General features: G+C 73.8%; 28 protein-coding genes. 19 read left to right on the top strand and 9 right to left on the bottom strand.

The annotated features are described in order from the left end of the window. Positions 1 to 246: 246 nt before the first annotated feature. The gene (locus tag AC4OR8_RS07190; protein WP_492164855.1) at positions 247 to 1,800 is read right to left on the bottom strand and encodes a molybdopterin-dependent oxidoreductase; all 1,554 of its coding nucleotides are present in this window, start codon (positions 1,798 to 1,800) and stop codon (positions 247 to 249) included. 32 nt (positions 1,801 to 1,832) lie between these two features. Between AC4OR8_RS07190 and ispF the strand changes: the two genes are divergently transcribed. Beyond that, the gene (gene ispF, locus AC4OR8_RS07185) at positions 1,833 to 2,336 is read left to right on the top strand and encodes a 2-C-methyl-D-erythritol 2,4-cyclodiphosphate synthase (RefSeq protein ID WP_492164854.1); all 504 of its coding nucleotides are present in this window, start codon (positions 1,833 to 1,835) and stop codon (positions 2,334 to 2,336) included. A 25-nt stretch (positions 2,337 to 2,361) separates the two neighbouring features. On the opposite strand, the gene nirD is transcribed toward ispF, so the two are convergent. After that, positions 2,362 to 2,733 (bottom strand): nitrite reductase small subunit NirD, encoded by a 372-nt coding sequence (nirD, locus tag AC4OR8_RS07180; RefSeq protein ID WP_492164853.1) that lies wholly within the window; start codon positions 2,731 to 2,733, stop codon positions 2,362 to 2,364. 208 nt (positions 2,734 to 2,941) lie between these two features. Here nirD and AC4OR8_RS07175 point away from each other — a divergent pair, with 208 nt between their 5' ends. From AC4OR8_RS07175 to AC4OR8_RS07120, 12 genes are all read left to right on the top strand, one after another. After that, complete coding sequence (locus AC4OR8_RS07175; RefSeq protein WP_492164852.1) at positions 2,942 to 3,919, top strand: thiamine pyrophosphate-dependent dehydrogenase E1 component subunit alpha; 978 nt, start codon at positions 2,942 to 2,944, stop codon at positions 3,917 to 3,919. Between the two features lie 24 nt (positions 3,920 to 3,943). Then, entirely contained in the window at positions 3,944 to 4,978 is a 1,035-nt protein-coding gene (locus AC4OR8_RS07170) for an alpha-ketoacid dehydrogenase subunit beta (RefSeq protein ID WP_492164851.1), read from the top strand. Beyond that, a complete protein-coding gene (locus AC4OR8_RS07165; RefSeq protein WP_492164850.1) occupies positions 4,978 to 6,381 on the top strand; it encodes a 2-oxo acid dehydrogenase subunit E2 in 1,404 nt (467 codons plus the stop codon). Before AC4OR8_RS07170 ends, AC4OR8_RS07165 begins: the two co-directional genes overlap by 1 nt. A 201-nt stretch (positions 6,382 to 6,582) precedes the next feature. Further along, positions 6,583 to 7,590 carry a sugar-binding transcriptional regulator gene (locus AC4OR8_RS07160; RefSeq protein ID WP_492164849.1) on the top strand — a complete coding sequence of 336 codons (1,008 nt, stop codon included), beginning with the start codon at positions 6,583 to 6,585 and terminating at the stop codon, positions 7,588 to 7,590. Positions 7,591 to 7,592: 2 nt separating this feature from the next. Beyond that, complete coding sequence (locus tag AC4OR8_RS07155) at positions 7,593 to 7,997, top strand: transcriptional regulator GutM (protein ID WP_492164848.1); 405 nt, start codon at positions 7,593 to 7,595, stop codon at positions 7,995 to 7,997. A gap of 199 nt (positions 7,998 to 8,196) precedes the next feature. Continuing rightward, positions 8,197 to 8,820, top strand: coding sequence for a PTS glucitol/sorbitol transporter subunit IIC (srlA, locus tag AC4OR8_RS07150; RefSeq protein ID WP_492164847.1), 624 nt, complete (start codon positions 8,197 to 8,199; stop codon positions 8,818 to 8,820). After that, on the top strand, positions 8,817 to 9,413 hold the full coding sequence (locus AC4OR8_RS07145; protein WP_492164846.1) for a PTS glucitol/sorbitol transporter subunit IIB: 597 nt from the start codon (positions 8,817 to 8,819) through the stop codon (positions 9,411 to 9,413). Before srlA ends, AC4OR8_RS07145 begins: the two co-directional genes overlap by 4 nt. Positions 9,414 to 9,442: 29 nt before the next feature. Continuing rightward, positions 9,443 to 9,814, top strand: a complete 372-nt coding sequence (locus AC4OR8_RS07140; RefSeq protein WP_492164845.1) for a PTS glucitol/sorbitol transporter subunit IIB — start codon at positions 9,443 to 9,445, stop codon at positions 9,812 to 9,814. Further along, positions 9,811 to 10,221, top strand: coding sequence for a PTS glucitol/sorbitol transporter subunit IIA (locus tag AC4OR8_RS07135; RefSeq protein ID WP_492164844.1), 411 nt, complete (start codon positions 9,811 to 9,813; stop codon positions 10,219 to 10,221). The genes AC4OR8_RS07140 and AC4OR8_RS07135 overlap by 4 nt, the downstream gene beginning before the upstream one ends. Beyond that, positions 10,218 to 11,549 (top strand): NAD(P)H-dependent oxidoreductase, encoded by a 1,332-nt coding sequence (locus AC4OR8_RS07130; protein WP_492164843.1) that lies wholly within the window; start codon positions 10,218 to 10,220, stop codon positions 11,547 to 11,549. Before AC4OR8_RS07135 ends, AC4OR8_RS07130 begins: the two co-directional genes overlap by 4 nt. A 163-nt stretch (positions 11,550 to 11,712) precedes the next feature. Further along, a complete protein-coding gene (locus tag AC4OR8_RS07125; RefSeq protein ID WP_492165312.1) occupies positions 11,713 to 12,462 on the top strand; it encodes an IspD/TarI family cytidylyltransferase in 750 nt (249 codons plus the stop codon). Beyond that, positions 12,459 to 12,767 (top strand): hypothetical protein, encoded by a 309-nt coding sequence (locus tag AC4OR8_RS07120; protein ID WP_492164842.1) that lies wholly within the window; start codon positions 12,459 to 12,461, stop codon positions 12,765 to 12,767. Before AC4OR8_RS07125 ends, AC4OR8_RS07120 begins: the two co-directional genes overlap by 4 nt. 173 nt (positions 12,768 to 12,940) lie before the next feature. Here AC4OR8_RS07120 and AC4OR8_RS07115 read toward each other — a convergent pair whose 3' ends face one another. The 5 genes from AC4OR8_RS07115 to AC4OR8_RS07095 form a co-directional block, all read right to left on the bottom strand. Continuing rightward, on the bottom strand, positions 12,941 to 13,855 hold the full coding sequence (locus tag AC4OR8_RS07115; RefSeq protein WP_492164841.1) for a hypothetical protein: 915 nt from the start codon (positions 13,853 to 13,855) through the stop codon (positions 12,941 to 12,943). Further along, positions 13,852 to 14,379 carry a SigE family RNA polymerase sigma factor gene (locus tag AC4OR8_RS07110; protein WP_492164840.1) on the bottom strand — a complete coding sequence of 176 codons (528 nt, stop codon included), beginning with the start codon at positions 14,377 to 14,379 and terminating at the stop codon, positions 13,852 to 13,854. The genes AC4OR8_RS07115 and AC4OR8_RS07110 overlap by 4 nt, the downstream gene beginning before the upstream one ends. Positions 14,380 to 14,581: 202 nt before the next feature. Beyond that, the gene (locus AC4OR8_RS07105) at positions 14,582 to 15,304 is read right to left on the bottom strand and encodes a 2-C-methyl-D-erythritol 4-phosphate cytidylyltransferase (RefSeq protein WP_492164839.1); all 723 of its coding nucleotides are present in this window, start codon (positions 15,302 to 15,304) and stop codon (positions 14,582 to 14,584) included. A 42-nt stretch (positions 15,305 to 15,346) separates the two neighbouring features. Continuing rightward, positions 15,347 to 15,994, bottom strand: coding sequence for a 2-C-methyl-D-erythritol 4-phosphate cytidylyltransferase (locus AC4OR8_RS07100; protein WP_492164838.1), 648 nt, complete (start codon positions 15,992 to 15,994; stop codon positions 15,347 to 15,349). 102 nt (positions 15,995 to 16,096) lie between these two features. Next, positions 16,097 to 16,582 carry a CarD family transcriptional regulator gene (locus AC4OR8_RS07095; protein ID WP_492164837.1) on the bottom strand — a complete coding sequence of 162 codons (486 nt, stop codon included), beginning with the start codon at positions 16,580 to 16,582 and terminating at the stop codon, positions 16,097 to 16,099. Positions 16,583 to 16,814: 232 nt separating this feature from the next. Here AC4OR8_RS07095 and AC4OR8_RS07090 point away from each other — a divergent pair, with 232 nt between their 5' ends. The 3 genes from AC4OR8_RS07090 to AC4OR8_RS07080 all read left to right on the top strand — a co-directional run bounded on the left by AC4OR8_RS07090 (position 16,815) and on the right by AC4OR8_RS07080 (position 19,377). Beyond that, positions 16,815 to 17,750: a UbiA family prenyltransferase gene (locus AC4OR8_RS07090; protein WP_492164836.1), complete on the top strand. Its 936-nt coding sequence runs from the start codon at positions 16,815 to 16,817 to the stop codon at positions 17,748 to 17,750. 146 nt (positions 17,751 to 17,896) lie between these two features. Further along, positions 17,897 to 18,634: a copper chaperone PCu(A)C gene (locus tag AC4OR8_RS07085; RefSeq protein WP_492164835.1), complete on the top strand. Its 738-nt coding sequence runs from the start codon at positions 17,897 to 17,899 to the stop codon at positions 18,632 to 18,634. Next, on the top strand, positions 18,634 to 19,377 hold the full coding sequence (locus tag AC4OR8_RS07080; RefSeq protein WP_492164834.1) for a phosphoglyceromutase: 744 nt from the start codon (positions 18,634 to 18,636) through the stop codon (positions 19,375 to 19,377). The genes AC4OR8_RS07085 and AC4OR8_RS07080 overlap by 1 nt, the downstream gene beginning before the upstream one ends. Before the next feature lie 345 nt (positions 19,378 to 19,722). Here AC4OR8_RS07080 and phoU read toward each other — a convergent pair whose 3' ends face one another. Beyond that, complete coding sequence (phoU, locus tag AC4OR8_RS07075; RefSeq protein ID WP_492164833.1) at positions 19,723 to 20,379, bottom strand: phosphate signaling complex protein PhoU; 657 nt, start codon at positions 20,377 to 20,379, stop codon at positions 19,723 to 19,725. A gap of 120 nt (positions 20,380 to 20,499) precedes the next feature. Between phoU and AC4OR8_RS07070 the strand changes: the two genes are divergently transcribed. Then, the gene (locus AC4OR8_RS07070) at positions 20,500 to 21,648 is read left to right on the top strand and encodes a sensor histidine kinase (RefSeq protein ID WP_492164832.1); all 1,149 of its coding nucleotides are present in this window, start codon (positions 20,500 to 20,502) and stop codon (positions 21,646 to 21,648) included. Then, positions 21,645 to 22,322 carry a response regulator gene (locus AC4OR8_RS07065; RefSeq protein ID WP_492164831.1) on the top strand — a complete coding sequence of 226 codons (678 nt, stop codon included), beginning with the start codon at positions 21,645 to 21,647 and terminating at the stop codon, positions 22,320 to 22,322. Before AC4OR8_RS07070 ends, AC4OR8_RS07065 begins: the two co-directional genes overlap by 4 nt. Before the next feature lie 54 nt (positions 22,323 to 22,376). Here the strand turns inward: AC4OR8_RS07065 and AC4OR8_RS07060 are convergent, their stop codons facing one another. Further along, positions 22,377 to 23,072 carry a maleylpyruvate isomerase N-terminal domain-containing protein gene (locus tag AC4OR8_RS07060; RefSeq protein ID WP_492164830.1) on the bottom strand — a complete coding sequence of 232 codons (696 nt, stop codon included), beginning with the start codon at positions 23,070 to 23,072 and terminating at the stop codon, positions 22,377 to 22,379. 101 nt (positions 23,073 to 23,173) lie between these two features. On the opposite strand from AC4OR8_RS07060, the gene AC4OR8_RS07055 reads away from it, so the two are divergent. Next, the gene (locus AC4OR8_RS07055) at positions 23,174 to 24,115 is read left to right on the top strand and encodes a DMT family transporter (RefSeq protein WP_492164829.1); all 942 of its coding nucleotides are present in this window, start codon (positions 23,174 to 23,176) and stop codon (positions 24,113 to 24,115) included. Positions 24,116 to 24,246: the final 131 nt, after the last annotated feature.

Here is a 24,246-nt window from a genome sequence, read left to right as displayed (position 1 = left end):
CGGCCGGGTCTCGGCACGCCCACCCTCGCCGCTCGACCGATGGACCGAGACTCTCGGCCCCCTGGTCTCGACTCGCTCGCCCTCGTTGGTCGAGTGCCGAGGAGCGCCAGCGACGAGGTGTATCGAGACCTCGGCGCCACGGGTCTCGATACGCTCGCTGGCGCTCGCTGCTCGACCGACGAACCGGGCCTCGGTGGTCGAGTGCCGAGGAGCGCCAGCGACGAGGTGTATCGAGACCCCCGGCGCCTAGCCCCGCGCGGTGAAGTCGACCGAGGCGAGGCCGGTGGCGCCGTCGGGGAGCACGTCGCGCTCGACGGCGGTCTGCACCAGACCGGTGGCGTCGGTGGCCCGCACCCGCACGACGTGGTCACCGGGCGGCACGTCGGTCTCGCCGACCCACTGCACCCAGGTGTCGTCGCTCGGCACCCGCCCGAGCTCGGCGTCCATCCACGGGCCGCCGTCCACGGAGAACTGCACCGCCGAGATCCCGGTGTGCTGCGACCACGCGACGCCGGCGACCCGCACCGTCCCGGCGGCGACCTCCGAGCCCGACGACGGCACGTCGACGCGCGACGACATCTTCACCGGGCCCTGCTCGCCCCAGCCGCGCTGGGTCCAGTAGGCGTCGACGTCGGCGAAGCGGGTGACCTCGTAGTCGACGACCCACTTCGTCCCCGAGACGTACCCGTAGAGCCCCGGGACGACGGAGCGCACGGGGAAGCCGTGGTCGATGGGCAGCGGCTTGCCGTTCATCGCCACCGCCAGCATCGCGTCGCGCCCGTCGGTGAGCGCGGCGAGCGGGGTGGCGCAGTTCCAGCCGTCCTCGGAAGTCTGCAGCACCGCGTCGGCCCCGGCTCGCACGCCGGCCTCCTCGAGCAGGTCGGCGATGCGCACGCCGCTCCACCAGGCGTTGCCGATCAGGTCGCCGCCGACGGGGTTCGACACGCAGTTGAGGGTCACCCACGCCTCGGTGAGCTCGCGGTCGAGGAGGTCCTGGTAGGTGACGACGACCTCGCGCTCCACCATGCCGTGGATGCGCAGCGTCCAGTCGGCCGGCTCGATGGCGGGTACGACGATGGCGGTGTGGATGAGGTAGAAGTCCTCGCTGGGGGTCATCCACGGCGAGATGCCGTCGACCTCGATGCGGGCGCCGGCCGGCACGGCGGGCTCGGTGACGCCGTCGATCTTGAGCAGCTTGCGGGTCTCCTCGACGTGGCGGCGCCCGGAGCCGAGCACGCGCCCGGCCACCCCGAGCACGACGCCCACGCCGACCATGAGGCCCGCCCGCACCACGAACGCGCGCCGGGTGCCGGCGTCGGCGGCGGCCGCGGTCTCGGGGTCCAGGCTGCCGTCGGCCAGCGCGCGGTCGCGGCGGCGCAGCGGCTCGGTCAGCAGCGAGAGCGCCACCATCCAGGTGACGTAGCCGATCGCGACCGGCACCAGGTCGATGGTGGTGGCGCTGCGCTGCAGCATCACGGCCACGGCGGTGAAGACGGCGAGCGCCGAGTAGACGGCGGCGGGGGCCCACCAGCGGGTGCGGGCGAGGCGGCCGGTGCCCCAGAAGATCCAGGAGGCCAGCAGCAGGATGACCACGACGAGGAACGGCTTGTCGAGGGTCCCGAGGAAGCGGATGGCCCGCTCGGCCACCGCTCCCGGGGTCAGCCGGATCACCAGCTCGGCGATGGCCACCACCGGCGACTCGCGGATGGTCATCAGCATCGCCGCGGCGTAGCTGGTCAGCAGGCCGGCCCAGCCGGCCACCAGGCCGGCGGGCGGCCACAGGTCCCGGGGTCGTTCCACGCCCCGATCATGGCTCAGGCATCATCATCGGCGTGCAGGAACCCCCGCTGGGCCCCCGCGTCGGCCTCGGCACCGACGTCCACCGCCTCGTCGCCGGGCGCCCGATGCACCTGGCCGGCCTCGCCTGGCCCGACGAGCCCTTCGGCCTCGAGGGGCACTCCGACGCAGACGTCGCCGCCCACGCCGCCTGCGACGCCCTGCTCGGCGCCGCGGGCCTCGGCGACCTCGGCACGAACTTCGGTACCTCCGAGCCGGAGTGGGCCGGGGCGGCCGGCACGGCGCTGCTCGCCGAGACCGTACGGCGGGTGCGCGCGGCCGGCTTCGACGTGGTCAACGTGTCGGTGCAGGTGATCGGGAACCGCCCCCGCCTGGGCCCGCGCCGCGCCGAGGCGGAGGCCGTCCTCGGTGCCGCTGCCGGGGCACCGGTGTCGGTCTCGGCCACCACCACCGACGGCCTGGGCCTCACCGGTCGCGGGGAGGGCGTGGCCGCCGTCGCGGTCGCGATGCTGCAGGGGCGTGGCGGCCCGACGGGCTGATCCCCGCCCTCGTGGGTGAGACCTGTCAGGCGGCGTCGACCTTGCGGTGGCCCACCAGCACCGTGCCCTCCACGACCTTGACGCAGTAGACCGGCACGGAGACCCCGACCTCGTCGAGGCAGCGTCCGGTGCGCAGGTCGAAGGCGTGCTTGTGGGCCGGCGAGGCCACGAACGGCACCCCGCCGCGGCGTCCGACGATGCCGCGCGCCAGCACCGAGGCCTTGGCGAACGGGTCGTGGTTGCCCAGCACGTAGACCTCGTCCTCGGGGGTGCGGAACAGCGCCACCGCCTGGCCGTGCACGAGCGCGGTGGCGCCGCGCTCGACCTCGAGCTCGCTGACGCGGCAGACGGGCTGCCACTCGTCATGGCTCGTCGTGCGGGCCGCGCGCGGGGTCACCCGCGCCCGACGGCGGGCCGAGTCATCGCCATCCGGGTGCCTCCTTCACCCCGCCGACGCTAGGTCTGCTCTGTTCGGGGGCTGTTTCGCCGCGTTACGGGCGTGAAAACCCCGGCGGCCGACCACAGGTCTTGCCGCGGTGATCCACGTCACCTACAGTCGGGACATCCGTGACTGACATATGCACATATGTGCGCAAGGAGCGATCATGACTGCTGCCCCGCTCGCCGACCCGACCCGGGCCCGCCACGCCCTGCTGACGATGTGGACCATCCGCCGCTTCGAGGAGGCGGTCGACGACCTCTTCGCCCGCGGCCTCATGCACGGCACCATGCACCTCTCCATCGGCCAAGAGGCCTCGGCGACCGGGGCCTGCATGGCGCTGCGGGACGACGACGCGATCACCTCCACCCACCGCGGCCACGGTCACTGCATCGGCAAGGGCGCCGACCTGACGCGGATGATGGCCGAGCTGCTGGCCAAGGAGACCGGCTACTGCCGCGGCCGCGGCGGCTCGATGCACATCGCCGACGTCGCCACCGGCAACCTCGGCGCCAACGGCATCGTCGCCGGCGGCATCCCGATCGCGACCGGCGCGGCGCTGGCCTACCGCCTGCGCGGCGAGGACCGGGTGGTGGCCTGCTTCTTCGGCGACGGCGCGGCCAACGAGGGCGCGTTCCACGAGGCGGTCAACCTCGCCGCGATCTGGAAGCTGCCGGTCGTCTTCATCTGCGAGAACAACAAGTACGGCATGTCGTTCTCCACCGAGAAGTCGATGGCGGTGGCCAACGTCGCCGACCGCGCCACGGCGTACGGCATCCCGGGCGTGACCGTCGACGGCAACGACGTGCAGGCGGTGCACGAGGCCGTGGCCACCGCGGTCGACCGGGCCCGCGCCGGTGAGGGCCCGACCCTCGTCGAGAACGTGACCTACCGCTGGAAGGGCCACTCCAAGTCCGACAAGAACCTGTACCGCAGCAAGGAGGAGATCGCCGGCTGGCGGGCCCAGGACCCGATCGTGCGCTTCGAGGCCGTGGTGCAGGAGCAGGGGCTGCTCGACGCCGACGCCGTCGCGGCCGTGCGCGCCGAGGCGATGGCCGCGATGCGCGACGCCGTCCGTGCCGCCGACGCGGCGCCCGACGCCGACCCGACCGACCTCCTCTCCGCCGTCTTCGCCCCGGCCTGACCGCCCGCACGCACAGGAGCACCCATGACCACCACCCTCGACCCGTCCCTCGACCCCACCTCGCCCCCCGCGGGAGAACGCGTCATCACCTACTCCGAGGCCGTCCGTGAGGCCATCGGCCAGGCCATGGAGGCCGACGAGCGCGTCTTCATGCTCGGGGAGGACATCGGCGTGTACGGCGGCGCCTTCGGCGTCAGCGGCGACCTCTTCCACCGCTTCGGACCGGAGCGCATCCGCGACACCCCCATCTCCGAGCTCGGCATCGTCGGTGCCGCGGTGGGTGCGGCGCTGGCGGGGATGCGCCCGATCGTGGAGATCCAGTTCTCCGACTTCACCAACCAGGCGATGGACCAGATAGTCAACCAGGCCGCGAAGATCCACTACATGCTCGGCGGCGCCGCGAGCGTGCCGATGGTGCTGCGCGCCCCCTCCGGGTCCGGCACCGGCGCGGCGGCCCAGCACTCCCAGAGCCTGGAGGCGTGGTTCGCCCACGTGCCCGGGCTCAAGGTGGTGATGCCGGCGACCGCGGCCGACGCCAAGGGCCTGCTGCTCTCGGCCATCGACGACCCCAACCCGGTCATCGTGCTCGAGCACAAGCTGCTCTACCGCACCTCCGGGCCGGTGCCGACCGAGGCGGTGCGGGTGCCGCTCGGCGAGACCGCGGTGCACCGCCGCGGCGCCGACCTGACCATCGTGGCCACCGGCGTGATGGTCTCGCGCTCCCTCGAGGCGGCCGAGACCCTCGCGGCGGAGGGCATCGAGGTCTCGGTGCTCGACCCGCGCACGCTGACCCCGCTCGACGACGCCCCCATCCTCGACGACGTCTCGCGCACCGGGCGTGCCCTGCTCGTGCAGGAGGCCCCCGGCCACGCCGGGTTCACCGCCGAGATCGCCGCGCGGATCACCGGCTCGCCCACGCTGTTCCGGCTGCTCGCCCCGGTGCGCCGCCTCAGCGGCCTCGACGCGCCCATCCCCTACGCCCCGCAGCTGGAGCGCGCCTCGGTCCCGCAGGTCGACGACATCGTCGAGGCCGCCCTGACGCTGGTGAAGGAGTCCTGATGGCACGCTTGGCCATCCGCATGCCGAAGATGTCGATGACGATGACCGAGGGCGAGCTCGCCTCCTGGATGGTCGCGGTCGGTGACACCGTCGAGACCGGCGACGTCGTGTGCGAGGTGATGACCGACAAGGTCGACATGGAGGTGGAGAGCACCGTCGCCGGCACGCTCGTCGAGATCACCGTGGACTCCGGCGAGGTCGCCGCTGTCGGCGAGCCCATCGGCTGGGTCGAGGGCGAGGACGACGGTGGCGGGTTCGGCGACCTGCTCGCCGCTCCGGACGCCGCACCCGCGGCCCCGGCCACCCCTGCCCCGGAACCCGCCGCGGAGCCCGCCGCGGCGCCGGAGCCCCTGCCCACCGACACCACCACCGAGGGGGTGCCGGCCGCAGAGGTGCCGGCCACCACGCTGGTGGCCGAGACGACCACCCCGGTCCCCGCCCCCGCACCGGCCGCACCGCCTGCCCCGCAGGCCGCCGCACCGACGGCCCCGCCGCCGGCGGCGGCACCGACGGCTGCGGGACCGGTCGCCGCCGTGCCCCGGGCCCGCGCCCTGGCCGCCGAGCACGGCATCGACCTCGCGACGGTCAGCGGCACCGGCCCCGACGGGCTGGTGCGGGTGGGCGACGTGGAGGCCCTGCTCACCCCGGCGGCCCCCGCACCGGCGGCGACCCCCGCACCGACACCGCAGCCGCAGGCGGCGCCTGCTCCCCCGGAGCACCGTCCCGCGGCGGCCGCCGCCCCGGCAGCCCCCGCCGCCGCGCGGCCGCCCGCGCCCGACCGCCGTACGGCGATCCGGGTGGCGGTGGCCCGCAAGATGGGCCCGAGCGCTGCGGTGCCGCAGTTCACGGTGTGGCGCCAGCTGCACCTCGACGCCGCCGACGCGCGCCGTCACGGGCTCTCGTGGACCACCGTGCTCCTGCGGGCCTACGCCGCCTCGCTGCGCGAGGTGCCCGAGCTGCTCAGCCGGTGGGAGGACGAGCGGCCCAGCCCGGCGACGCCCCCGTCGGTGGCTCTCGCGGTGGCGACCGACCGCGGGTTGCTGGTGCCGACGTTCACCGAGCCCGACGTCGACACGGCCGCCGAGCTCGACCGCGAGATCCGGGCGGTGGTGGCCTCGGCCCACCGCGGCAAGCTCGACCCGAGCTACATGGGCGTGGCGAACGCCTCGCTGTCGAACCTCGGCGGCATGGGAGTCGACCGCTTCCAGGCACTGCTCACCCCGCCGCAGGCCAGCGTGCTCAGCCTCGGGAGCATCGCGCAGCGCCCGGTGGCCGTGACCGGCGGCGTCGGCCTCGCGCTCACCGTGGAGGCCGGCCTCACCGTCGACCACCGGGTGGCCGACGGCGCCCACGCCGCCCAGCTGCTCGAGCAGGTGCAGCGACGCCTGGACGGCAGCCTGTAGCGCCGCGCCGGCCGCGCCGGCCCGCCCCCTGCACCGCCCCCACGGGCGGTGCAGGGGGCGGGCGCGCCCCGGCGCCCCGCAGCTCTCCCGCTCCGCAGGGCGCCACCCGGAAATGACCGGTTCATGTCTTGACGTGACCGGCCTCACACTCCTATACATGTCCCACCGACATATGTGATCCACGTCTGCACAGAGGTGACGATGCCTAACCCCCGAGATCCCGCGATGCTGCTGGCTGCGGCGCGCCTGTACTACCTGCAGGGACGCTCCCAGGCGCAGGTGGCCGACGCCCTCGGCACCAGCCGCTCGAACGTCTCGCGGATGCTCACCGAGGCCCAGCTGCAGGGCATCGTCGAGATCCGCATCAACGACCCCGAGGGGCGCGTGCACGAGCTCGAGGACGCCCTGCGCACCCGCTTCGGCCTCCAGGAGGTCCGGGTGGCGCACGCCCGGCTGGCGCCCGGCATGCGCATCGACGACCAGGTCGGCACCCAGGCCGCGCGGCTGCTGCTCGACAACCTCAAGGACTCCATGACCGTCGCGCTGTCGTGGGGCCACGCCCTGCAGACGATGGTGTACGCCACCACCTCCGAGCAGCAGCACGACCGGCTCTCGCTGGTGCAGCTGGTCGGGGGGCTGTCCTCGGTGAGCAACGAGATCAGCGGCCAGGAGCTGGTGCGCGAGCTCGCCGTCCGACTCGGGGCGGAGTACCGGTTCCTGCACGCACCGGCCACGCTCGAGAGCGCCCGCTCGCGCAACGCCCTGGTGGCGGAGTCGTCGATCGCGGACGCGCTGGCCGAGGCCGGCCGCGCCGACCTCGCCTTCGTCGGCATCGGCACCCCCACCCACGGGTCGTCGTCGGCGATCCTCGAGGCGCTCAACCTGACCCCCGCCGAGCAGGACGAGTTCTGGTCGGCCGGGCCGGTGGGCGACGTCGCCGCCCGCTACTTCGACGCCCAGGGCCGCCCCGTGCGCGGGGCCGTCGACGACCGCGTCCTCGGCATCGGCCTCACCGCGCTGCTCGAGATCCCCCACGTCGTCGGCGTGGCCTGCGGCCGGGCCAAGACCCCCGGCGTCCTCGGCGCCCTGCGCGGACGCATCGTCGACTCGCTGGTCTGCGACGAGACCCTCGCCCGCAGCCTGCTCAGCAGTGCGCAGGAGCCTGTCCCGCCCACCACCCCCGGCTCCGTCGCCGGCAGAGGAGCCTGACCATGCCCACGTCCTGGATCCTCGTGCTCGCGGCCGTCGTGGCCGGCTGGGTCGTCCAGCTGGTGCTGTCGTACCGGCAGTCGACGGCCTTCAACGACGCCGTGCGCGGCCTGCGCCGCTCCGGCACCGTCTCGGTCGGCGCCGCCGGACGTCGCTACCGCGGCGGTCGCGCCTTCGTGGCGGTGGCCGTCGACGACCACGGCGTCGTGCGCGACGCGCTCACCCTCAGGGGCTTCACCACCTTCGCCCGCGCCCGACCGGTGCCCGCGCTGGTGGACGTGAAGTCCTCGCTCGTCCTCGGCGAGCGCGACCTGCCCCCTCTCTCCCCCCAGCAGCGCGAGGCGGCCCGCCAGGCCGTGCAGCTGCTGCGGGCCGGCACCAGGGCCGCCGACCGGGCGACGGCCTAGCACCACCCGACACCACCCAGCACGAGCACCTCAGCACCAGCACCTCAGCACCAGCACGACCTCCGTCGACCCCGGGGTGGAGCCCGGGACCGACGAGAGGCACACGGATCGAGCGGGCCCACCCGCCGGTCGTCACCACGATGCCGGGCACGCATCACGAACTGGCCCCCGACGGCGGCCTACTCGACGAGGAGCAATCATGCCATTCACCACCACCGTGGGACTGCTGCCCTGGGCAGCAGATCCCTCGATCGACGAGCCCACCGGGGTGTTCGGCGCCCTCGCCGACGGCGCCGAGTGGTTCATCGGTCTGTTCGAGGCCGGCGGCGAGGTCTTCATCGGCCTGGTCACCGGCATCCTGCCGACCCTGATCGTCCTGCTGACGGCGGTCAACGCGCTGATCCGCTGGATCGGCCCCGAGCGCATCGACAAGCTCGGCGAGTACGCCGCCCGCCCCGGCATCCAGTGGTACCCGGTGCGCTACCTGGTGTTCCCGATGCTGTCGGTCTTCTTCCTGACCAACCCCATGTGCTACACGATGGGCCGCTTCCTCCCGGAGCGCTACAAGCCGGCCTTCTACGACTCGGCCGTCAGCTTCGTGCACCCGATCACCGGCATCTTCCCGCACGCCAACGCCGGTGAGCTGTTCGTCTACCTCGGGATCGCCGCGGGCATCACCACCCTCGGCCTCGGCACCAGCGACCTCGCGGTGCGCTACCTGCTCGTCGGCCTCGTGGTGATCCTGCTGCGCGGCATCCTCACCGAGATCATCACCGCCCGGATGCTCGCGCGCCGTGGCACCACCCAGGAGGTCGCGGCATGAGCACCACCACCAACACCCCGAGCGGACGCACCCCGAACAAGGGCGTCGGCGCGGTCAACCGGGCCCTCGTCGGCGTCGGCAAGTCCGTCGGCGGCGTCGTCAACACGCTCTACCAGGCCGGTCGCGACACGATCGACACCGTCATCCGCAACATCCTGCCGTTCATCGCGTTCATCGCGGTGCTCATCGGCATCATCCAGGAGTCGGGCCTCGGCGACCTGCTGGCCCACCTCGTCGAGCCCCTCGCGGGCAACCTGCTCGGCCTGCTGGCCATCAGCATCTTCTGCTCCATCCCGATCCTGTCCCCGGTGCTCGGGCCCGGCGCGGTCATCGCCCAGGTCGTCGGCGTCATCCTCGGCACCCGCATCGGCGAGGGCGACATCCCGCCGCAGTACGCGCTGCCGGCCCTGTTCGCCATCGACCCGCAGGTCGGCTGCGACTTCATCCCGGTCGGGCTCGCCCTCGGCGAGGCCGAGCCCGAGACCGTCGAGGTCGGCGTCCCCGCCGTCCTGATCTCGCGGATGATCACCGGCCCCCTGTCCGTGGTCATCGCCTACTTCGCCAGCTTCGGCCTCTACAGCGCCTCCAGCTGATCCCACCCACCGCCACACGAAGGACTCCCATGAGCGACTACACGTCCGTCACCGTCAGCAAGGGCCGTGGAGGCTGGGGCGGTCCCCTGACCATCACTCCCACCGCCGAGCGCCCGCTGATCGCCTCCATCACCGGCGGCGGCATCCACCCGGTGGCCCAGCGCATCGCCGACCTCACCGGCGGTGAGGTCGTCGACGGCTTCAAGGGCTCCGCGCCCTTCGACAAGATCGCGGTCGCGGTCATCGACTGCGGCGGCACCGCCCGCGTCGGGGTCTACCCGATGAAGAAGGTGAAGACCGTCGACATCCACGCCACCAGCCCGGCGGGTCCGCTGGCCCAGTTCATCACCGAGGAGCTGTTCGTCTCGGGGGTCGGCACCGACGACGTGGCGCAGGCATGACCACCACGAGCCGGGCCGTCACGACGGTGTACTCCTCGCAGGTGACCCAGGTCGGCGACCAGGTCGAGGCGTTCCTCGGCCACGGGCTGCTGATCCTCTTCGCCGACGGCTCCCCGGCCGAGCTGCACGACATCTCCGTGCTGCACCGCGCCGACGTCGCCACCGACGGGCCCCGTCCCGGCGACACCGTGCACGTCGGGGGCACCTCGCTCGAGGTGCTCGCGGTGGGCGACGTCGTGCGCGACAACCTGCTGCAGCTCGGCCACCTCGACCTCAAGGCCGACGGACGCACCGAGGCGAAGCTGCCCGGTGACGTGTGCGTGCGCAAGGGCGACCTGCCCCTGCTCGCCGTCGGCGACTCGTTCGCGATCACGCGCGCCAGCGCGACACAGGAAGGCAGCCCATGAGCTACCGAGACAGGCTCCAGGTGCGCCTGGAGGAGACCGGACGACCGCTGCGCATCGGCCTGGTCGGCGCCGGGCAGATGGGCCGCGGGTTCGCGGCCCAGCTGCTGCGGATGCCGGGCATCACGCTGTCGGCCGTCGTCGACGTCCAGCACGAACGGGCCGTCGAGGCGCTCACCCAGGCGGGCATCGACCCCGTCGCGGTGAGCGGCCCCGACGAGGCCGCCCGGGTCGTGGAGAGCGGGGGCAGCGTCGCGCTGACCCGTCCCGAGGACATCGCCGCGCTCCCCCTCGACGTCGTCGTCGAGGCCACCGGTGTGCCCGACGTGGCGGTCAACGTCGCGGTGCAGGCGCTCTCGGCCGGCATCGGCGTCGCCACCCTCACCGTGGAGGCCGACGTCACCGTGGGCCGCTACCTGGCCCACCTGGCCGCCCAGTCGGGGGCGATCTACTCGGTGTGCCGCGGCGACGAGCCGGTCGAGACCAAGATCCTGGTCGACTACGCCCGCGACCTGAACTTCGAGGTCATCTGCGCCGGCAAGGGCAAGAACAACCCGCTCGACCCGTACGCCACCCCCGTGTCGCTCGCCGAGCGGGCGGTGGGCAAGCAGATGAACCCCAAGATGCTCACCAGCTTCGTCGACGGCTCGAAGGCCATGATCGAGATGGCGTCGCTGGCCAACACCACCGGCCTCGGCGTCAGCACCCGCGGCATGCACGGTCCGGCCTCCACCGTCCCCACCCTCCACCAGACGTTCGCGCTGGTCGAGGACGGCGGGGTGCTCGAGCGACCCGGCGTCGTCGACTACTGCACCGGGCCGGTGGCGCCCGGCGTCTTCGTGGTCGTGCGCACCGAGGACCCGTACGTGCACCACGAGATGAGCTACCTGCAGATGGGCGACGGGCCGTACTTCGCGCTCTACCGGCCCTACCACCTCGCCAGCATCGAGGCGCCGCTCACCGTGTACGAGATGGTGCTCGACCACCGGGCGAGCCTCACCACGGAGCACTGGACCGCCGAGGTGGGCGCGCAGACCAAGAGGGCGATGTCGGCCGGCGAGCGCATCGACGGCATCGGGGGGATGACGGTGCGCGGCCTGATCGACCCCGCCGACGACTTCGCCCGCGGCGGGCTGGTGCCGCTAGGCGTGCTGGCCGGCGCGGTCCTCACCCGCGACGTGCCGGTCGACCACGTGCTCACCTACGACGACGTCACGCTCGACGAGTCGTCGCTGATCGTGCGGATGCGGCGCATCCAGGAGTCGATGGACACCCCCGGCGCCGACGTGCCGGCGCTGGGCGACCTGGCCCGTCGCCTCGTGGCGGGCTGAGCCGGGTGGACGTCGTCCGGGTGGGCCGGGAGGGGGCCGCGCCGAGCGCTACGCTCGCGGCGTGCCGCCCCGTCCCTCCCGCCCGCCCGGACGGTCCCGGCACCCGGGTGTTCCGGCGGCGGCCTCCACCGGCCGCGAGCCAGGTCCGCGTGCCGCGGTGGTCATGCTGGCCGCCGGCGAGGGGCGCCGCGCGGGCTACCAGACCAACAAGGTGCTGCTGCCGCTGGCCGGGCGGCGGGTCTTCACCTGGGCCGTGCGCTGGGCCCGCGAGCTGCCGAGCGTGGTGCGCACCGTCGTGGTGATCCGCGAGGCCGACCGTGCCGACGTCAGCGCCGCCGTCGCCCGCGAGGTGGTCGGCGCCGACGTCACGGTGGTGACCGGGGGCGACAGCCGCCACGCCTCGGAGTGGGAGGCGCTGCAGGCCCTCGCCCCCGACATCGAGGGCGGCGCCGTCGACGTCGTGGTGATCCACGACGCCGCTCGGCCGTTGGCCACCACTGCCCTCTTCGCCTCCGTCATCGCGACGGCGCTCGAGCACGGCGGGGCCATCCCGGTGCGCGACCAGCCCCACCTCGCCTCGTTGGACGGCACCACCAAGCCGCCGGAGCGGGTGGTCGCGGTGCAGACCCCGCAGGCGTTCCGCGCCGCGCCCCTGCTGGAGGCCTACCGCCGCGCGGCCGCCGACGGCTTCGTCGGCACCGACACCGCCAGCTGCGTCGAGCGCTACACCGACCTGGTCGTGCAGTGCGTTGACGGCGACGCCCGCAACGTCAAGATCACCTTCCCCGAGGACCTCTTCCTCGCCGAGCGGCTGCTCGCCAAGGCCGACTACGACCTCTCCGCACCGGCCGGCCAGCGACCCCACCGCCGTCCTCTGCTGCGCGGGCTCTGGCCCGGGGGTGAGCACGCATGAGCGTCGAGCAGGCGGCACTGCGCTGCGAGACCTGCGACCGGGTCACCGACCACGAGCTGCACTACGCCGGCCGGCTGCTCGACTCGGTGCGCTGCACCCGCTGCGGCACCCACCTCGAGCTGTCGCAGCGCGCGCTGCTGCCGGCGTACGTCGTCGACCTCGAGCACCGCGTCGCCAGCAAGCCCGGCCGCATGCTGCGCCGCGCCTCCGCCGACCCCGTCGGCTTCGTGCGTCACCTGCCGGGGGCCGTGCTGCGCCAGCCGGTCAAGTTCCTGCGCGAGTTCCGCGAGCTGGTGCGCCGGTAGTGCCGTGCTCCTCCGGCCCGGTGCCCCCGGCGCGATCGCGCCGTTCGGGCTGCCCGTGACAGCCTCGCAGTGCTCGACCAGCGCGATCGCGCCGGTCGGGCACGACCCGCCGGGCCGGTGGAAGCCGCGCCGGCGGTCGCCTGCGCAACTGACGGCGCCGAGCCGGCTGGTGGTCAGCTGGTCCAGAAGGGGTCGGTGGCGATCTTCTCGACCTGCTCGACGGTGAGGGCCGGCACGTCGGCAGGGTCGTGCACCGTGTCGGGCCGGTCAGCAGGGCTGCCGTCGGCGACGTGGAGCTCGACGTGCCCGCCCCCGGGAACGGTGACCGCGGCCAGGACGAAGGTCTTGTCGGTGGGCTGCTCCTGCCCGTCCACGTCGACCAGCTCGGCCTGCTCGGTGACGACGCCGACGACCTCGCCGTCCTCGGAGCGGACCTCGGCACAGGCCAGGAGGCCGGTGAGCTGGTCGCACGGCTGCACCGGCTGCAGGGGCGCGTTGCTCCCACCCCCGCAGGGCCCCAGGCTGCGCGCTTCCTCGAGGGTCCTCCTCGGGCCCAGGACACCGGGGGGCGGCAGCAGGGTGAGGCTGGCGAAGTCCACGTCGTCGCCGACGACGAGGGTGCCGCGCCACTCGCCGGCCACGGCGCCGTCGGTCTCGCCGATCCGGGTGCCCCCGGGCAGGTGGGCGGCCAGCTCGGCCTCGATCTGCGCCGTGGACTTGCTCCACCACCCGGTCGCCGCCGCGCCGCACGTGTCGTCCCCCGGGCCACCGTCGCCCGGCGTCGCCGTGGGGCTCGTGGAGGGGGCCGTGGAGGGGCTCGTGGGCGTCGGATCGGTGGCCACCTGGGGTGAGGAGGGGTCCTGCTCCTGCCCCGGCAGGTCGGCGGCGAACGTCGGCACGGTGAGCACGAGCGCGGTGGCGGCGGCGAGGCCGCCGGCACCGTAGGCGAGACGCCGGTGGGTGCGCTGCCGGCGTCCGCGTGCCATCGCGCGGTCGGCGACGTCGGGGGCGCGCAGGCCGCCGACGGCGCGGTCCATGCGCTCGCTGAGGTGGGCGTCGTGCCCGTCGAAGGGGTCGGTGTCGTTCATGAGGTGCTCCTCGGGAGGTCGATGTCGTCGGCGAGCAGGTCCCGCAGCCGTTGCAGTGCCCGGCTGGTGCGGTTCTTGACTGCCGGCTCGGTGAGGTCCAGGTCTGCGGCCGTGGTGGCGACGCTGAGGTCGTGCCAGTAGCGCAGCACGACCACGGCGCGGTCGAGCGGGGTGAGCTCGGCCAGGGCGGCCATCAGGGTGACGCGGTCGGCGACGTCCGCCGACGGCGTGGCGGTGTCGGCGGCGTGGTGGTGGGCCAGCTCCCCGAACGGGAGCTCGCTGCTGCGGCGCAGCCGCCGCTCTGAGAGGAACGCGTTGAGCAGGATGCGGTGGCAGTAGGCCACCGGGTCGTCGGTGGTGCGCAGCCGGCCCCAGCCGGCGAAGGCCTTGGCGAGCGTGGTCTGCAGCAGGTCCTCGGCGCCGTGGGGCGAGGTGGTGAGCAGGTACGCGCTGCGGTAGAGCCGGTCGGAGTGCTGAGCGACGAACTCGGTGAACTCGGTGTCGTCGCGCCTGCTCCCGCGCACGGTGTCTCCTCTCTGTCGGGGTCGGTACGTCGAGAAGACGCGCCGGGTGCTCGATCAGGTCTCACACCGGTTCAGGACCGTCCCGTCCGTGGCGTGCCTACGGGGTCGACGAAGCCTGCTTCGCGCGGTTCGGGCAGGTCTGCCGTCTCGCGGCCCTCGACCGGCGCACCTGCACGGAACGGGCGACCGCCGGCGCACGGCGTCAGTGCCGCACGTGCCGGCTGAGCTCGTCGACGCACTCGAGCAGCTCGACGGCGGAGCGGTCGTCGACGCGGCGGGCCAGCGACGGCCCCTTCACCAGGTGCACCGGGCCGCGGGCGCGCATCCACGACACCAGCGCGGTCATGTCCTCCACCGGCGGCGCCTCCCCGTCGCCCACCGCGGCGCCCACCAGGTCGCCGCACACCACGGCCGGCCCGATCAGGGCTGCGAGGCCCTCGCGGTCGATGGTGCCGGAGATCCGCCCGTCGTCGACGGTCTTCACCGTGTCGGTCACCGGCCGGAAGGTCGCCACCGACGTCCCGGGCCGGGCCGCCTGCTCGGCAGCGACCGAGGCGAGGAAGTCGGGCGCGGCCAGCGGGCACAGCGCGTCGTGCACGAGCAGCGGCGCGCCCGGTCGGGTACGGCGGTCCGCCCACCACTCGCCGGCCGTGCGCACGACCACCTCGCCCGGGCCGCGGCCGGCGCCGTCGACGGCGGCCCCGGCCCAGCCCGCGACGACCCGGTCGCGGTCGGCGTCGGTGACCACCAGCGTGGTGCGGGTCGGGGTCGCCCCCACCGCCGCCACCAGCGACGCGGCGGCGTGCAGGTAGAGCGGGCGTCCGTGCAGGAGCGCGAAGGGCAGCGCGTCGTGGTGGCTGACGACCAGCACGGCCTCCAGCGCCGCGGCGGGCGGGGCCGGCGTGGTGTCAGCGGTCGTCCTCATCGGCCCCACCGTAGAGGGCGCCTCCGCGGCGTCAGGCCCGGGTCAGCGGCGTACGGGCGTGGTGAGGGCCTCGAGGGCGTGCACGTCGTCGAGCGAGGCGACCCGCCGCCCGGCCGTCGGCACCTCGAGGCGTACGACGGGGTGCTGCTCGGCCAGGGCCGCCACGAGCCCGGCCAGGTCGCCGCCGTCGATCCCGTCGCCCTCCCTGGACCCGTCGGAGCCTCCGGCCAGGTCGCCCACGCCGCCGGACGCCCGCTCGGCCCAGGCGGCCACCACGGCGGGCGGGAGCACCACGGGCGAGGCCACCCGCGGGGTGCTGTCGAGGTCGGGCTCGACACCCACCACGACGGAGTCGTGCTCGACGGCCGTGGCCACGCACTGCGCGATGAACGACGCCGGCGTCATCGGGCACAGCGCGTCGTGCAGCACGAACGGCTCACCGGAGTCGGCCAGGCCCTCCCACCGGGTGCCGAGGTCGACCGCGCTGACCCCGGCCTCGCCGAGGGCCCACGCCGCGCAGGCGACCAGCGCCTCGCCGTGCACGAGCGCGAACGGCAGCGACCCACGTCCCTGCTCCACGACCACGCCCAGCGCCGGGACGGGCTCGGCGTCGTCCTCGAGGGGGTGCTGGTCGCTCGGCTGGTCGCCGGGCTGGCCGTCGAGCTGGCCGTCGAGCTGGGGAGAGGTCACGCCTTACCGTACGGCGAGGCCCCCGGCACGCACGACGCCCCCAGGGGTGCTCCCCGGGGGCGTCGTGGTGGTGCGGGACCCGGCTCAGGCCGGGTCGGTGGATCAGGAGGCGAGGACCTCGTCGAGCAGTGCCTCGGCCTTGTCCTCGTTGGTGTGCTCGGCCAGCGCCAGCTCGGAGACGAGGATCTGGCGGGCCTTGGCCAGCATCCGCTTCTCGCCGGCCGACAGGCCGCGGTCACGCTCGCGGCGCCACAGGTCGCGCACGACCTCGGCGACCTTCATGACGTCGCCGCTGTGCAGCTTCTCCAGGTTGGCCTTGTAACGACGCGACCAGTTGGTCGGCTCCTCGACCTGGGCGGCGCGCAGCACGTCGAAGACGCGCTCCAGGCCCTCCTTGTCGACGACGTCGCGAACCCCGACCAGGTCGAGGTTGCAGGCCGGCACGCGCACGACCAGGTCCTGCTGGGCCACGATCCGGAGGACGAGGTACTGCCGGTCCTCACCCTTGATCGTCCGCATCTCGATGTCCTCGATGACTGCGGCCCCGTGATTCGGGTAAACAACCGTTTCGCCGACGGTGAATGTCATATGTCAGGTACCCCTTCCTAGGCGGCTATCTTAACACGGCCTGAGAACGACGCCGGCCGCGTTTGTGCAGGTCAGACGCGTGTTCGGGTCTTGACAGGATTCGCACTGTGTGGTGCGGCACGCTCCGTCGACCCCCTCCGGAAGCCTCCCGACGCCCCCGCGCAGCCCCCGGCGACACGTGCACCGCGCGTTCCCCTCCCGCACCGGCCCCGGGTGACCGATACTGCGGAGCATGTCCAGACCGACCCCGTGGCGACGCCGCCGCGCCGACGCCGCGCAGCCCGGCGACACCGTGAGCGAGACCCCGCGCCCGGACGCCGGCACGACCGCCGCCGCACCGGGCGCGACCGCACCGGGCGGGACCGCCCCGGGCGCGACCGCGGTCGCCGTCGCCGACCGACCCGCGGACCCGCACGCCGACACCGTCTCGAGCGGCGACGCCGGCCGGGCCGGGCGCTTCTCCCCCTCGCGGCTCACCGGCGTCCAGCTGCTGCAGGCCGCCCACCCCAAGCAGGCCGCGCTGACCGCCGTGCTGGTCACCGCCGCCGCGGCGCTGGCCGACCGACCCCTGCGCGAGCTCGCGCTGGTGCTCGCCACGGTGCTGGTCGGCCAGGCCGTGCTGGGCTGGCACAACGACCTCGTCGACCGCGGCCGCGACGCCGCGCACGCCACCGCCGGCAAGCCGCTGGCCGACGGCCGCCTCGACCCCGGGACGGTGTGGTTCGCGCTGGCGTGCGGCGTCCTGCTGGTGGTGCCGCTGGCGATCTCCCACGGCACGACCGCCGGCTCGGCGTACCTGGTCTCCCTGGCCGTGGGGCTGGTGGGCAACGTGGTGCTGCGCAGCGGGCTGCTGTCGTTCGTGCCGTGGGCGGTGTCGTTCGCGCTCTACCCCGTCTTCCTCTCCTACGGCGGCTGGAACGGCGAGGACGCCGGCTCCGCGCCCACCGTGGTGATGGTCGTGCTGGCCGCACTGCTCGGCATCGGGGTGCACGTCCTGCGGGCGCTGTGGGGCCTGGTCGCCGACAACGAGGACGGCTGGACCTACCTGCCGCTGCGGCTCGGCCTCAAGCTCGGCGCCACCCGGGTGCTGGCCGTCGTCGTGGTCTACCTGGCGCTGGTCGTCGTCGGTCTCGGCGTCGCCGGCACCGTGGTCGGGCTGCGCAGCTGACCGCCCCACCTCGCCGGCCGGCACCCCGCCGCTCACCGCGCCCCTCACCGCGCCCGGCGCCGTACCGGACCGGCGCTGCGGCCCCCGGGGCGACCGCTAGGCTGGCGCCACAGTCACGCGCCACGACGACCTGTGAAGGCCACCACATGCTCCTCCCCCGCAAGCTCACGCTGGCGGTGGGCGCGATCGCGCTCACCGCTCCCGTGCTGACCTCGTGCGGCTTCCAGCCCGGCACCAACCGGCCCAACACCATCACCGCCGGCACCAACGCCGGTGACGGTGCCGTCCGGGTGCTCGGCGCGGTGATCGTCTCCGCCGCCCCCGGCGCCGGCACCCTGGTGGTCACGGTCACCAACGACAGCCAGTCCGACGACGCCAGCCTCGAGAGCATCTCGGCGCAGTCCGACGCCGAGACCGAGCTGACCCTCACCTCGATCGAGGGGGGCGAGATCGCGCCGCAGAGCCTGCTGAACCTCGCCGAGCTGGAGACCCCGGTCGGCATCACCGGAGACTTCGTCGCGGGCCAGGTGCTGCCGCTGACGTTCACCTTCGACGACGACACCGTCGACATCGAGGTGCCGGTGGTCACCGCGTGCGACGAGTACGAGGGCTACGACACCGCCAACGGCGGCACGGTCGGCGACGACGGGCAGGTCTCCGACGAGGAGGAGACCGCGGCCTCCGAGGAGTCCGCGAGCGCGGAGCCCTCCGAGTCGTCGGAGTCCGCCGAGAGCACCGAGAGCACGGAGGGCGCCGGCACCACCGAGGCCTACGACTGCGAGTTCCCCGAGGCCGTCGTCGAGTACGGTCCCGAGCACGGCGGCGAGGAGTCCAGCGAGGAGTCCGAAGAGGCTCCCGCGCCGAGCGAGTCGGAGGAGGGCTGATGACCCACACCCTGGTCCTGCTCCGCCACGGCGAGAGCGAGTGGAACGCCAAGAACCTCTTCACCGGCTGGGTCGACGTGGCCCTGACCGAGAAGGGCGAGGCCGAGGCCGCCCGCGGCGGCGAGCTGATCCGCGAGTCGGGCCTGCTGCCCGACGTCGTGCACACCTCGCTGCTGCGCCGCGCGATCAACACCGCAGGGCTCGCCCTCGACGCCGCCGACCGCCACTGGATCCCGGTCAAGCGCTCGTGGCGGCTCAACGAGCGCCACTACGGCGCGCTGCAGGGCAAGGACAAGAAGCAGACGCTCGCGGAGTTCGGCGAGGAGCAGTTCATGCTGTGGCGCCGCAGCTTCGACGTGCCGCCGCCGACCATCGCCGCCGACGACGAGTGGTCGCAGGCCGGTGACCCGCGCTACGCCGACCTCGGCGAGGAGATGCCGGCCACCGAGTGCCTCAAGGACGTCATCGAGCGGATGCTCCCCTACTGGGAGTCCGACGTCGTGCCCGACCTGCGCGCCGGCCACGTCGTGCTCGTCGCCGCCCACGGCAACAGCCTGCGCGCGATCGTCAAGCACCTCGACGGCATCTCCGACGAGGCCATCGCCGGCCTGAACATCCCCACCGGCATGCCGCTGGTCTACCACCTCGACGACGACCTGCGCCCCACGGTGCCGGGCGGGGAGTACCTCGACCCCGACGCCGCCGCCGCAGCCGCCGCAGCCGTGGCCAACCAGGGTCGCTGAGTCACCGCACAGCGGCAGGCGAGGGACGAGCCTGCCGCGTGGGTGCGGGGAGGTCGAGCAAGCCCCGCGACCGAGGAACGAGGTCGCGACGGGCGGGTCGAGACCACTCGAGGTGGCGCGCCCGAGCCGACGCAGAGGTTCGGCGCGGGGCTGAGGTGGTTTCGAGACGCTCGCTGGCGCTCGCTCCTCAACCACCGGGCCGACTCGCTGGCGCTCGCTCCTCAACCACCGGGCTGACTCTCTGGCGCCGGTCCTCGACCACCGTGGGCCCGCAGCGACGAACGCCCCCACCCGGCTCGGGTGGGGGCGTTCGTCGTACGACGGGGCAGCGCGCAGGCGCGGGCGTCAGGCCTGGACGGTGTGGGGGTTCTCGCCGGTGACGACGAAGACGATGCGGTTGGCGATCGACACGGCGTGGTCGGCGATGCGCTCGTAGTAGCGACCGAGCAGCGCCACGTCGACGGCGGCCTCGACGCCGTGGGCCCAGTCGTCGGAGAGCAGCTGGGTGAAGCTGGTGCGGCGCAGCTGGTCCATGACCTCGTCGTCGCGGCCGAGCTCGATGGCGGCGCCGACGTCGCGGCTGACGATGATCTGGCCGACGCGCTTGACCATGTCCTCGGCGACCTCGGCCATCCGCGACACGGTGGGGTGGATCTGCTCGGGCACGGCGATGTTCGGCACCCGCAGGCGCGCGATCTTCGCGACGTGCACCGACAGGTCGCCCATGCGCTCGAGCTCGGTGACCATGCGAAGGGCAGCGACCACGACGCGCAGGTCGCCGGCGACCGGCTGCTGCAGCGACAGCAGCGCGAACGCCTGGTCCTCGACGCGCTCGCGCGCCCGGTCGATGTCGACGTCGGCGCTGATCACCTGCTCGGCGACGGCGGCGTCACCGCTCAGCAACGACTCGGTGGCGAGGCGCACCGCGGTCTCGACGTCGCGGCAGATCCCGGCGAGGTCGTGGAAGACCCCGTCGAGCTGGTCGTGGAAGGCATCGCGCATGCAGGCAAACGTAGTGAGCCTAGGTGTCCTGATCGCGTCGACGGGTGAACGAGCGGTGAACATCGCCGGCCCACAGGTTCCTGGGCGAACTGCCGGTGAAGTCCTGCGTACCATTCCGACGTGGACCCGACGACGCAGGCCTTCCTGGCCGCGATCATCGGCGCTGTCGTCGCGGGCGGAGCCGTGCTCGCCTGGCACGTCAGCGACCGCCAGCAGTACGCCGCCCGGCCGGTCGAGATGCCGCTGGTGCCGCCCGGCGTGGCCACCGTGCTCTCGGTGCTGCGCAGCAGCGCGGTCGTGGTCGACGACGAGGACAACGTGCTCAAGGCGTCCGCCCCGGCGTACGCCCTGGGGCTGGTGCGCGGCACCCGGCTGCTGGCCGACGAGCTGGCCGACCTGGTGCACCAGGTGCGCCGCGACGGGCAGATCCGCGAGACCGAGATCCTGATGACCCGCGAGGGGGTGCCGGTGCGCCACGTGACCGCGCGGGTCGCCCCGCTCGGCTCGCGACTGGTGCTGGCCCTGGTGGAGGACCGCACCCGCGAGCGCCGGGTCGAGGCGGTGCGGCGCGACTTCGTGGCCAACGTGAGCCACGAGCTGAAGACCCCCGTCGGGGCGCTGCGGCTGCTGGCCGACGCCACCCGCGACGCCGCGGAGGACCCCGAGGCCGTCAAGCGCTTCTCCGACCGGATGCTCACCGAGAGCGACCGGCTCTCCAAGCTGGTGCAGCAGATCATCGAGCTGTCGCGGCTGCAGGCCGACGCCCCGCTCGACGAGCCGGTGGTGGTGCGCCTCGACGACGTCATCCGGGTGGCGGTCGACACCAGCAAGATCGACGCCGAGGCCAAGCGCATCTCGGTGCTGGTCAGCGGCACCCGCGGCCTGGAGGTCTACGGCAACGACGAGCAGGTGATGGCCGCGGTCTCCAACCTGGTCGCCAACGCGGTGTCCTACAGCGACCCCGAGTCCACCGTGCTCGTCACCACGAAGGTCGACGCCGGCTCGGTGGAGATCTCGGTGGTCGACCAGGGCATCGGCATCCCGGCCGACGAGCTCGACCGGATCTTCGAGCGGTTCTACCGCGTCGATCCCGCACGACACCGATCGACGGGCGGCACCGGTCTGGGGCTGTCCATCGTCAAGCACGTCGCCGCCACCCACGGCGGCGAGGTCCGGGTCTGGTCGGCGGAGGGTCGAGGGTCCACCTTCACCCTCACGCTGCCCCAGCACCACGCGTTCGAACGACAGATGCAGGAGGAGAGCCCGTGACACGGGTACTGGTGGTCGAGGACGAGGAGTCCTACAGCGACGCCCTGGCGTACATGCTGCGCAAGGAGGGGTTCGAGGTGGCCATCGCCGCCGACGGCAACGCCGCACTCGCGGAGTTCGACCGCAACGGGGCCGACATCGTCCTGCTCGACCTGATGCTCCCCGGGCTGCCCGGCACCGAGGTGTGCCGCCAGATCCGGGTCACCTCCAACGTGCCGGTCATCATGGTCAGCGCCAAGGACGACGAGGTCGACAAGGTGGTGGGCCTCGAGCTGGGCGCCGACGACTACGTCACCAAGCCCTACTCCCCCCGCGAGCTGGTCGCCCGCATCCGCGCCGTGCTGCGCCGCGGCGCCGAGCCCGACCTGGCGCCGGCGACGCTGGAGGCCGGACCGGTGCGGATGGACGTCGAGCGCCACGTCGTCACCGTCGACGGCACCGAGCAGCGGCTGCCGCTCAAGGAGTTCGAGCTGCTCGAGATGTTCCTGCGCAACCCCGGACGCGTGCTCACCCGCGGCCAGCTCATCGACCGCGTCTGGGGCTCCGACTACGTCGGCGACACCAAGACCCTCGACGTGCACGTGAAGCGGCTGCGCGCCAAGCTCGAGCCCGACCCGGGCGAGCCGAAGTTCCTGGTCACCGTGCGCGGGCTGGGCTACAAGCTTGACCTGTAGCCGGCGACCCTCCCTGCCCTCCCCGCCTCCTGACCCCGTCGGTCGGCCCGCTGCTCAGCCGAGCAGGGGCAGGCCGGGGAGGTCGGCGGGGAGGCGGCCGGTGCCGCGCAGGACGGCCTCGGTGTCGTCCCACGACGCCGGCAACGGCCCGCCGTGCAGCCGCTCCAGCACCCCGCGGGTGTGCGCGAGCGCCGCGGCCGGCGGCGTCGCGTCGGGCCCGGGCGCCAGGCCCGGACCCAGGTCGAGGTGGTGCACGGTGGCCTCGACCAGCAGCGTCGAGACCAGGTCGCCCACCCGCAGCACGTGACCCTGCGTGGTCACCGTGTGCGCCGGGTCGGCGGCGACCGCCGCGCGGGCGGCCGCGCGGGAGGTCTCGACCCACTCCTCGCGCACCACGCCGGGCTCGTCGTACGCCGCCGCCGCGCGCACGACGTACGCCGCGTGGGCCGCGCCGCCGTCGCCCTCGTCGGGGTGGAACCCGCGCCAGTAGGTGACGGCGTCGACGTCGGTGGGTCCGGGCGCGGGGCTGGCCAGGGCGACGAGCGCACGCCGCGCGTCGAGCACGAGGTGGAGCAGCAGCTCGCCGACGTTCCAGGCGGCGGTGCGGGTCGACCGGGCCGCGGCCTCGTCGTCGAGGTCGCCCACCGCTCGGCCGATCGCCTCCCAGGTGACGGCGAGCAGGGCCGCCGGGTCGGCGGTGGTGTCGGCGGTGGTGTCGGCGGTCGGGGTGGTGGTCGCGGGGTCGGTCACGGGCCGATCCTGCGCCACCCGCCCCGGGTGGCGCGAGCGGCGCGAGCACGACGTCCGGAACCCGCGTGCGTGCCGGGCCGCCGGCTCCCTAGAGTGCGCCCGTGGGCACCGAGCCGAGCGTCGCGAGCAGCCGCACCCAGACCCGCACCGCCCCGTCGTGGCTGCCGGTGGCCGCGGTCGCCACGACGCTGGTGCTGTGGGCCTCGGCGTTCGTCGCGATCCGCCACCTCGGCGAGGACTTCTCCCCCGGCGCGCTGTCGCTGGGGCGGCTGGTGGTCGGGGCGCTGGTGCTGGCGCCGTTCGCGCTGGCGCGGGGCGTGCCGCGGCCCACCGGCCGCGAGTGGGTCTCGCTGGTGACGATCGGGGTGCTGTGGTTCGGCGTCTACAACGTGGCGCTCAACGAGGGCGAGCAGCGCGTCGACGCCGGCACCGCCGCGATGCTCATCCAGGTCTCGCCGGTGCTGATCGCGCTGCTGGCCGCCCTGGTGCTCGGCGAGCGGTTCACCGTCTACCTCGGCCTCGGGCTGGCACTGGCCTTCGGCGGGGTGGCCCTGATCGGTCTGTCCACCTCGGACAGCGGCGAGCACGACCTGCTCGGGGTGTTCCTGTGCCTGCTGGCCGCGGTCGTCTACGCCATCAGCCTGATCCTGCAGAAGCCGCTGGTGGCGCGCCTCGCGGCCGTGCACGTGACCTGGCTGGCGTGCACCGTCGGCGCGGTCGTGTGCCTGCCGTTCGCCGGCCAGCTGGTCGGCGAGGCCCGCGACGCGCCCACCTCATCGCTGCTGTGGGTGCTCTACCTCGGCGCGTTCCCCACCGCGATCGCGTTCACCACCTACGCCTACGCGCTGGCGCGGATGAGCGCGAGCAGCCTGGGCATCTCGACGTACCTCGTCCCGCCGATCACCATCGTGCTGGGGCTGCTGCTGCTCGACGAGACCCCGCCGAGCATGGCCTACCTCGGCGGGGCGCTCGCGCTGGTCGGCGTCGCGGTGACCCGGCGCAAGCCGCGCCCGCGGGTCGACGACGTCCCGGCCCCGGCCTGACCGCTCGCCCCGCCTCCTTCGGCTTCGGCTCCACCGGGGTGGGGGCTTGCGTCATACGAACAGTGGAGTCGCATCCACGATGCGCATGACGCTCCACACCCGCCACGGGGGCCGCGGGCTTGCGTCATACG

Source organism: Nocardioides sp. FY1077 (genome assembly GCF_058681775.1).
The sequence above is the reverse complement of the archived record's forward strand: the minus strand, read 5'-3'. Positions and strand labels throughout refer to the sequence as shown.